This window comes from Pseudoalteromonas sp. S8-8 (assembly GCF_000497875.1).
GTDB lineage: Bacteria > Pseudomonadota > Gammaproteobacteria > Enterobacterales > Alteromonadaceae > Pseudoalteromonas > Pseudoalteromonas arctica.
The window spans coordinates 1-8968 of sequence record NZ_AUTR01000028.1; the positions used below are offsets into that span (position 1 = coordinate 1).

An 8968-nucleotide genomic window follows, 5' to 3' on the forward strand; every position below is an offset into this window, starting at 1 on the left:
TCTACTCGAATTAAATTGTAGGCTAGCAATATACCCCATAGCTCTTGATTGACTCCATCCACAGTCTGACTACGCAAAAGAATACTATCCTCAAGCATCTGGTGTTTTATTTCTCCATAGCTATTTTCAATTTCCCAGCGCTCGAAATAGACATCAAGAATGGCCTGTGCACCAAAAGCCTGTTTATCATCCAAAGAGCACAGCAGACCTTTTATTTTTCCAGGCCCCATTGGCTCAGGATAAAGAACCAGTCTGGCCTGCCAGCACTCAGGAAGCGAAGGGTCTTGTTTTCTGGCATGCGCAGATACACTCATCTCTACTTTGAAGTCATGCTCAGAGTAAGATTCAATGACGGTGTATTGCGTGTTGCTTTTAATCGGGACCATCCAGTGCGACTGTGGGTGTTGCTTACGCCAATTAATCAGTAGCTCAGCGCTGAGATAACATCGGTCAAAAATAGTTAGACTGTTATCACTTACATGACCAAATAACTGCTTTGCGTAGTTCACCTCACCTTGATAACTGGGCCCGAAGGCAACGTGGTGTATCAACCGGCTACGCAAGGAGCTTAAGGCGCATAGGCGTACAATAGGATATTCTGTATGACGGTTTTTACTGTGCTTAATATAGTGAAAGTGCTCAGCAAGAGCAGGTGTATCAGGTGCACGAAATTGCGTTCCATCAACAGAAAATAACCGGAGTCCATACCACGTATCATCAGCATCTTCTTCTTGTGTCCAACGGGCTGCACATAGGTGAAATAAGGCTTGGAGGGGGTCGCTACTCAGGCGCTGTCTCGCTTGAGGAATAGCACTTGGAGCAACCGTATCGCCCAGGGTATCAGTGAGTGTTAAATCTAACTTCTCAACAACGTCACTAATAGAGCGGTCGCGAAAAAGACCCATTGCAATGATAAGCCAGACGACAAGCTCAGCAGGTAACTTACGTTTGCGAATACTTGCTTTATCGGTCTGCTCGAGCACATTAGAAATCCACTCAAGAGGGATATGTTTCTGAAATGTAGATAAAGAGTCAGGAGTGGCGAATATATCCGTATCAAGTAACCAATGACTAAGCATAAAAATACCCTCATAATCAAAAGATGATAAGGGTATTGTGAAGCAACCAAAAGATCAGTCAACCGATCAAAAATACCTTAACTGATCGGTGTTAGCCCAAGAGCGACTTTTAATATTTACTATATTTGAACTATGAGCGCTTAAATGCAATTTCACCGTCGATATGAATATCACGCTGCGGAAAAGCAATCACTACATCATGCTTTTCAAATACAGCGTAAATACTAAAACGAATATCACTGCGTACTTTTCTAAGCATGGTTTCTGACTCGGCGCACACCCAAAAAATAGCGTTAAATACGAGCGAGCTATCTGCAAAGTCATCAAATAACACCGATGACTTTGGATTAGCCAATATTGCTTCATGATCATCAAGCACTTGCTGAATAAGCTTTTTAACCAGTATCACGTCTGATCCATACGCAACGCCTACACTGACCGATGAGCGTGCATTGCCATCTATTAGCGTCCAGTTTGTTACTGTATTTTCGAGCAATTGAGAATTAGGAATAAGCATATGTACGCCGTCATTTCGGCGAATACGCGTTGAGCGAGTATTAATTGTTTCAACCACGCCTTTTGCATTGCCTACCTCTAAAAAGTCACCAATACGTATTGGGCGTTCCCACATTAGTATCCAGCCACTAATAAAGTTATTGATAATATTTTGAGCACCAAAGCCTACACCAATGGCTATTGCACCTGAAACAAAAGCAAACGCAGTAAGCGGTATGCTTAATACTTCTAAAGATGTAAAAATTAAAATAGCGATACTTAAAATAAAGTAGATACGTGTAAATAAATGCACGGCATCTTGGCTTAACTTTTTTGCCAATAATGTTTTTGTTATTAGCTTGCCAATACGCGTCACAATAAACCAAATAGCGAAAAGTATTAAAGGCACTTTAATAATTTTTGCTACGGTAATGTGTACATCGCTGTAACTAAATACAACAAAGGCAAGAATTTGGTTTATGTGTTCTAAGGTCATTTATTTTCCAAAACAAGCAAAGGAGCGCTTTAAATTTAAATCGCTATAAAGTGAAAGCGGTTCAGTGTTGGGTAAGTTTAGCAGTCATAATATAACTAAAACGCCAAGTTAATAAGTTCAATATACTTTTTATGAACAATTTATTAACTCTTTATTGCACCGAGTGCTATATAAATAGTGTACAAGCACTGGAGATCACATATGACACAACTTACTTTAAATCAAAGACTCGCTACTTTGCAGCCGCAGGTAGACTTACATTTATTTGAAAGCAGCCTAGATTACCGAAATAAAATTTTGTGCCTTCTTGCAGAACAAGAGCAAACACTGGCATCTATCAACAAAGAGTTTGGCCAACAACAACCTAGCAACTTTGGCTCTGAGAGAAAATTTGTACTTGGATATAACTAAGCAATTATGACTCAACGACTTATTAAGTAGCTCAGGTGTTTACTTTTAGAGCTACTTTTACCTCCCTTAAAGCTAAATATTAGCTAATTTGCGTTCAAATCCCCCTTAATACCGATAAACTTTATTGTATAAACGCCAAAATTTGATAAGTTAACTAGGTTTTTCGACTCGCAAAGCCTATTCCGGCTAATCTTTCTATGGAGTTATTATGCGTAAAACCCTGATCGCCACTACTATTGCTAGTGCCTTAATATTATCGGCCTGTTCATCTAACGATACACAAAACATGGCAAAAGAAGGCGCAGCACAAGTGCAAGACATGAACGCAAACAATGTTTTATTTAAGCCAAGCCCATTGCAATATATGGCACCAGAATTTGATAAATTTGGTACAAAAGACTACGAAGCTGCATTCGATGCAGGTATCGCACAGCACACGGCACAAGTACAAGCCATTGCTAATAACCCTGCTCCAGCAACATTTGAAAACACATTAGTTAAAATGGAATTGTCAGGGGAGCTATTAAATCGCGTATCGGCTGCTTTTTATAACTTATCTGGTTTAATTTCAGATGCTGAATACCAGCGTATTGATGAAAAAATGGCGCCTGTATTATCTGCTCACTCAGATGATATTTACTTAAACGGTGAATTATTTAAGCGCGTACAAACAATTTACGACAATCAAGATAAATTAAACGCAGAAGATAAACGCCTAGTTGATTTTTACTACAAGCAGTTTGTAAAAGCAGGTGCTAAATTAAATGACGCTGAAAAAGCTAAAATGCGTGAAATTAACTCAGAGCTAGCTCAGCTATCTACTGCGTTTTCACAAAACATTTTAAAATCGTTTAAAGAAGACGTTATTGTAGTTACAGATAAAAGTGAATTAGCGGGTCTTTCTGAAGGCGAAATTGCAGGCCTTGCAGCTTCAGCTAAAAAAGCGGGCAAAGACGGCTACATGATCACTTTGGTAAATACAACGCAACAGCCAATTTTAAGTAGCCTTGAAAACCGCGACCTGCGTGAGCGAATTTTTAAAGCCTCTGCAAACCGTGCAGCAAAAACTAACGGCCCTATTATTATTAAAGAAACCAACCTACGCGCTCAAAAAGCAGAGCTTTTAGGCTACAAAGATTGGGCTTCTTATGTAATGACGTCGCGTATGGCGCAAACAACTGAAAACGTTTACGGCATCCTTGATGACTTAGCACCAAAAGCAGTTGAAAAAGCAAAGATTGAAGCAGCCGCTATTCAAAAAGTGATTAACGATTCAGGCGAAAGCTTTGAGCTTAAACCATGGGATTGGACTTTTTATGCTGAAAAAGTACGTGCAGAAAAGTACAACTTAGATCCAGCACTTGTTAAACCATACTTTGAAATGCAATCGGTTATTCACGATGGCTTATTCTTTGCAATGAACAAACTGTACGGTATTACGTTTAAAGAACGTAAAGATCTTCCTGTTTATCATGAAGATGTAACCGTATACGAAGTATTTAACGCTGATGGCAGCGCTATTGGTTTATTTTACTTAGACCCATATGCACGTGAAGGTAAACGTGGCGGCGCATGGATGAGTGCATACGTTAGCGAAAGCGGATTAAAAGGCACTAAACCGGTTATTTACAATGCGCAGAACATTCCAAAACCTGCTGCAGGCGAGCCTACGCTAATGACATTTGACGAAGTGTCTACTATGTTCCATGAATTTGGTCATGCTGCACACGGGTTATTCTCAGATGTTAAATACCCAAGCCTAGCGGGTACTGCAACGGCACGTGACTTTGTTGAGTTTCCGTCGCAAGCAAATGAAGATTGGATGATTGAACCAACCGTTCTTGCTAACTATGCGAAACATTACAAAACAGGTGAGCCAATTCCACAAGCTTTACTTGATAAAGTACTTGAATCGCAAAAATTCAACCAAGGTTACGGCACTACTGAATACTTAGCCGCTGCACTACTTGATATGGAATGGCATTCATTTGGTTCTGATAAGAAAATTACTGACGTTCAAAAGTTTGAGCAAGACGCGCTAGAAAAACACGGTATTGCTTACTACCCTGTTCCACCACGTTACAAATCAAACTTCTTTAGCCACACATTTGCAGGTGGTTATTCAGCGGGTTACTACGCGTACCTATGGACTGAAGTGTTTGCAGCAGACGCCTTTGCACATATGGAAAACAACGGCGGCTTAACACGTAAAAACGGTGATAAGTTCCGTAAAGAAATCCTATCAAAAGGTAACAGCCGCGACTTAATGCAAAGCTACATTGAGTTTAGAGGTCAAAAACCAACTACCGACGCACTACTTAAGCGCCGTGGTTTAGTTGAATAGTTAGGGCATGTTGACCTTTCGTGGTTGAATTTGCAGCAGTATGTTTGGCCTTTAGGCAAGGCAGAGCCTATGTAGTGTGGTTATTCCCCATAAATAGGCGATAACGCAGCATAAATGCCAAACATGCGCTGCCCTTTGGGTTCTTTCTAGGGACGATTAACTCTTTGTTACTCGGTTTTTACTTAGCCCGCTAGGTTACAAACCTCGCGCCGCGATTAAATCGCCCCTAGATTGAACAAATTTCAATCCACAAAGATCAACACGCCCTAGTAACTTAGTTTATTAATTATTGCTTTATAAAAGCCCGCTTGCGGGCTTTTATTGTTTATACATCAATTTATAACAGATAAACTGCTGCAATTAATTATTTAAAGACGACAGCTATGCGGTACTTATTTGCAGTAACTTTACTTTGGGCATTTTCATTTAGTTTAATTGGCGTGTATTTAGCAGGTCAGGTTGATGCATGGTTTAGTGTGTTAATTCGCATAGCACTAGCAACCCTCGTATTTTTACCATTTTTAAAGTTTAAACAAACACCTAAACCTTTAGCCTTAAAGCTCATGCTGATTGGCGCTATACAACTTGGTGTTATGTATAGCTTTTACTACCATTCCTTTTTATTTTTAAGCGTCCCCGAAGTACTGCTATTTACAGTAATGACTCCTTTGTACATTACCTTGCTAAATGATGCATTGAACAAACATTTTAACCCACGCTTTTTTATAATCGCACTTATTGCTGTAATTGGTGCGATTACCATTCGTTACGAAAACCTAAATAGCAATTTCATAATTGGCTTATTATTAGTTCAAGGTGCGAACATAAGTTTTGCTGTAGGCCAAGTAGCCTACAAACGCTTAATGATGAACAATCAGCTTGATGATAAAACCGTATTTGGATGGTTTTTTATAGGCGCACTTATTATTGCCACAATTTGTTATGCATTATTTGGTAATTCAAACAAATTACCAACCACTTCTACTCAGTGGAGCATACTGATTTATTTAGGGATTGTTGCATCAGGCCTTGGTTACTTTATGTGGAATAAAGGCGCAACACTCGTCAACGTTGGAGCTCTGGCAGTCATGAATAACTTACTTATCCCAGCAGGGATTATTGTTAACGTGCTTATTTGGAACAGAGACGCTGACATAGTTAGGTTAAGTATTGGTGCAGCTATAATGTTAGGTGCATTATTAGTGAATCAAATGCTTAATAAAAAAGTAAATTAATAAACTTGTAGCTAAATTGTCATTAATAATCATTAAGGTAGTACAAATTTTACTTTTTAAGGATAAACAATGAAACGTATTACCTTACTTACAGGCTGTATATTGTTAGCCACACTTGCTGGCTGCGACGACGATGTAGAAATAATAGAAAAAGAAGTGGTTGTTACCAACACCGAAGTTGAGATTGTTGAAATACCTACGCCTGTTATTGTAGAAGTACCAAACGGTGATGCGCCAGATATTCAACTAGGCACTCGTCCATATTATTTAGTCAATGATATGAGCGACAGCGCTTTAAAAACACAATTAGAGTCATGCAGTGAAGGTCCTTTTTACCGCACCGACTTTTCTATTGGTCATCGCGGTGCATCAATGCAATACCCTGAGCATACTAAAGAAGCCTATATTGCTGCAGCCAGAATGGGCGCAGGCATTGTTGAATGCGATGTTACATTTACAAACGATAAAGAACTAGTATGTCGCCATTCTCAATGCGACTTACACACCACAACTAATATTTTAGCCATTCCTGAGCTTGCAGCTAAATGCAGTGTGCCATTTACACCAGCAGACCCCGCTAACGGTATTGCTGCTTCTGCAAAATGTTGTACCAGCGATATAAGCTTAGCGGAATTTTTAACCCTTGAAGGTAAAATGGATGGTGCAAACACTAATGCAACTACCGTTGCCGATTACATGGATGGTACACCAAGTTGGCGCACTGATTTATATGCCACCAACGGTACATTGATGACCCATAAACAAAGCATTGCACTGTTTAATGGGATGGGGGTAAAAATGACCCCTGAACTTAAATCGCCACAAGTAAGTATGCCATTTGATGGAATGACGCAAGAGCAATATGCGCAAAAAATGCTAGACGAGTACATACAAATGAATGTGCCAGCCTCAAAAGTTTACCCGCAATCGTTTAACCTTGAAGACGTAAAATACTGGATTAACACTAACCCTGACTTTGCAGATAAAAGCGTATACCTAGATGGTCGCGACAGTGAAGCCGGATTTGATCCAAGTAACCCACAAACATGGCAACCTGGCATGGATGAACTTGTGGCTGACGGCGTTAAAATTTTAGCCCCTCCAATTTGGATGATGCTAACAATAGATAACGAAAATAATATCGTGCCATCACAATACGCAATTGACGCAAAAGCAGCAGGTTTAGAGCTTATTGCATGGAGCCTTGAGCGCTCAGGTCCGCTTAATGAAGGTGGTGGTTATTACTATCAATCAATTGCTGATGTTATAGATAACGATGGCGATATGATGACGGTCGTTGATGTACTCGCAAAAGACGTGGGTGTAATGGCTATATTTTCAGATTGGCCGGCTACCGTAAGTTATTACGCTAGTTGTAATAAAATGCCTGCAAGTATTTAATACCAATCTGCTTATATATGGGGTCTATTTAACGTTAAGAAAATTACGCTAGAACTAGGCAAAAATTTTTTATCTAGTTGTTCTAAATAAAAAATTTTTAACGACGTTATAGTGAAATTTAATTCGTTAAATTGATCAAAGATTTATGCAGGTTGGTATAAATACTCGACAACAAAAGTCGTTTATTTTATCGCGCTCAGTTACCATATCATTATATAATTTTATTTAACTGAGCGCTTTTATGATAATTCAACAACATAACGCAGACTTGCCAACACCTACAGGTTTAATGCGAACAACCATCTATCGCCCTCAGGCGCAAGGGCAGTTCCCTGCTATTATTTTTTATTCTGAAATTTTTCAGCAAACTGCACCTATTGCACGCAGCGCAGCTATTTTAGCAAGCCATGGTTTTGTAGTGTTCGTACCGGAAGTATTTCACGAGTTAAACCCTATGGGCACTGTGCTTGCTTACGACGATGCAGGTAAAGACAAAGGCAATGCAGATAAGTGGGAAAAACCACTGGAGCATCATGATAGCGACACGCAAGCCATGATCGACTTTATAAAGCAGCAGCATTACTGCACAGGTACAGTGGGCGCTATGGGCGTATGTATTGGCGGGCATTTAGCTTACAGAGCGGCGCTTAACCCTGAAATTAAAGCGGCTTTTTGCTTATACGCAACTGATATTCACAGCAATACATTACCGGCAAAATCAGGTAATAACTCATTTGAACGCATGGCTGATATACAAGGCGAAATTCACTTTATATGGGGTAAACAAGACCCGCATGTGCCAAAGGAAGGCCGTATTAAAATATACCAGCAATGCGTAAGTACTGGCATTAATTACCAATGGCAAGAAGTTAATGCCCAGCATGCCTTTATGCGTGATGAAGGTGAGCGATACGATGCAGCCCTTGCAATTAATATGTATCAACAAGCGGTTGCATTATTTAGCCGTACTTTATAAGTGTTTTATAAATGCTTTAAAAGCGACGCGGATTCAAACCTGAAGTGCATAACGTTTAGGCGGCTTTAGCCGCCAAGTGATCCTGCATCAATTTTGCAGGCGTTTCAAATCCAAGTGTCTTCCGCGGACGATTATTAAGTTGCTCAAGTACAGGTATTACTTGCGCTGGTGTAACCGCCGTAAAATCTGTGCTCTTCGGCCAATACTGGCGTAGTAATCCATTCGTGTTTTCATTCAATCCGCGCTCCCATGAGTGATAAGGGTGAGCAAAATAAACAGGAACACTTAAAGCCTCTGTGATTTGATCGTGATAAGCGAACTCTTTTCCATTGTCAGCCGTGATGCTATGAAGCGCTGACCTATATGGCCTTAATAGTTCTATCGTCGCCGCAGTGACGGCTTGTGCTGTTTTGCCTGCCACCTGAGTTGATACAGTGAATTGGGTGACCCGCTCTACAATGGTAACAAGGGCGCCTCGATGACCTTTACCTATGACGGTATCTATTTCCCAATCTCCGATACGACCTTTCT

The 8968-nt window shown here is 40.1% G+C and carries 8 protein-coding genes; 5 read left to right on the plus strand and 3 right to left on the minus strand.

From position 1 onward, the window contains the following. Both L659_RS0108800 and L659_RS0108805 read right to left on the minus strand, forming a co-directional pair. A partial coding sequence (locus L659_RS0108800; protein WP_024589926.1) for an IS4 family transposase occupies nucleotides 1-1079 on the minus strand: 1079 nt, incomplete at its 3' end. Nucleotides 1080-1209: 130 nt separating this feature from the next. Then, a complete protein-coding gene (locus L659_RS0108805) occupies nucleotides 1210-2070 on the minus strand; it encodes a mechanosensitive ion channel family protein (protein WP_007581304.1) in 861 nt (286 codons plus the stop codon). Nucleotides 2071-2271: 201 nt separating this feature from the next. On the opposite strand from L659_RS0108805, the gene L659_RS0108810 reads away from it, so the two are divergent. The 5 genes from L659_RS0108810 to L659_RS0108830 all read left to right on the plus strand — a co-directional run bounded on the left by L659_RS0108810 (nucleotide 2272) and on the right by L659_RS0108830 (nucleotide 8437). Then, nucleotides 2272-2481: a hypothetical protein gene (locus L659_RS0108810; protein ID WP_024590275.1), complete on the plus strand. Its 210-nt coding sequence runs from the start codon at nucleotides 2272-2274 to the stop codon at nucleotides 2479-2481. A 208-nt stretch (nucleotides 2482-2689) separates the two neighbouring features. Further along, nucleotides 2690-4825: a M3 family metallopeptidase gene (locus tag L659_RS0108815; protein ID WP_024590276.1), complete on the plus strand. Its 2136-nt coding sequence runs from the start codon at nucleotides 2690-2692 to the stop codon at nucleotides 4823-4825. A 383-nt stretch (nucleotides 4826-5208) separates the two neighbouring features. Next, nucleotides 5209-6060 (plus strand): carboxylate/amino acid/amine transporter, encoded by an 852-nt coding sequence (locus L659_RS0108820; RefSeq protein WP_024590277.1) that lies wholly within the window; start codon nucleotides 5209-5211, stop codon nucleotides 6058-6060. Between the two features lie 69 nt (nucleotides 6061-6129). Next, a complete protein-coding gene (locus L659_RS0108825; protein ID WP_024590278.1) occupies nucleotides 6130-7461 on the plus strand; it encodes a glycerophosphodiester phosphodiesterase family protein in 1332 nt (443 codons plus the stop codon). Between the two features lie 241 nt (nucleotides 7462-7702). Next, the gene (locus L659_RS0108830) at nucleotides 7703-8437 is read left to right on the plus strand and encodes a dienelactone hydrolase family protein (RefSeq protein WP_024590279.1); all 735 of its coding nucleotides are present in this window, start codon (nucleotides 7703-7705) and stop codon (nucleotides 8435-8437) included. A 55-nt stretch (nucleotides 8438-8492) separates the two neighbouring features. On the opposite strand, the gene L659_RS0108835 is transcribed toward L659_RS0108830, so the two are convergent. After that, a partial coding sequence (locus L659_RS0108835) for an IS30 family transposase (RefSeq protein ID WP_024590280.1) occupies nucleotides 8493-8968 on the minus strand: 476 nt, incomplete at its 5' end.

What these genes read in the sequence shown, in the direction of transcription:
- L659_RS0108805 (WP_007581304.1), bottom strand. Translation starts at nt 2,070, where the DNA reads ATGACCTTAGAACACATAAACCAAATTCTTGCCTTTGTTGTATTTAGT.
- L659_RS0108810 (WP_024590275.1), top strand. Translation starts at nt 2,272, where the DNA reads ATGACACAACTTACTTTAAATCAAAGACTCGCTACTTTGCAGCCGCAG.
- L659_RS0108815 (WP_024590276.1), top strand. Translation starts at nt 2,690, where the DNA reads ATGCGTAAAACCCTGATCGCCACTACTATTGCTAGTGCCTTAATATTA.
- L659_RS0108820 (WP_024590277.1), top strand. Translation starts at nt 5,209, where the DNA reads ATGCGGTACTTATTTGCAGTAACTTTACTTTGGGCATTTTCATTTAGT.
- L659_RS0108825 (WP_024590278.1), top strand. Translation starts at nt 6,130, where the DNA reads ATGAAACGTATTACCTTACTTACAGGCTGTATATTGTTAGCCACACTT.
- L659_RS0108830 (WP_024590279.1), top strand. Translation starts at nt 7,703, where the DNA reads ATGATAATTCAACAACATAACGCAGACTTGCCAACACCTACAGGTTTA.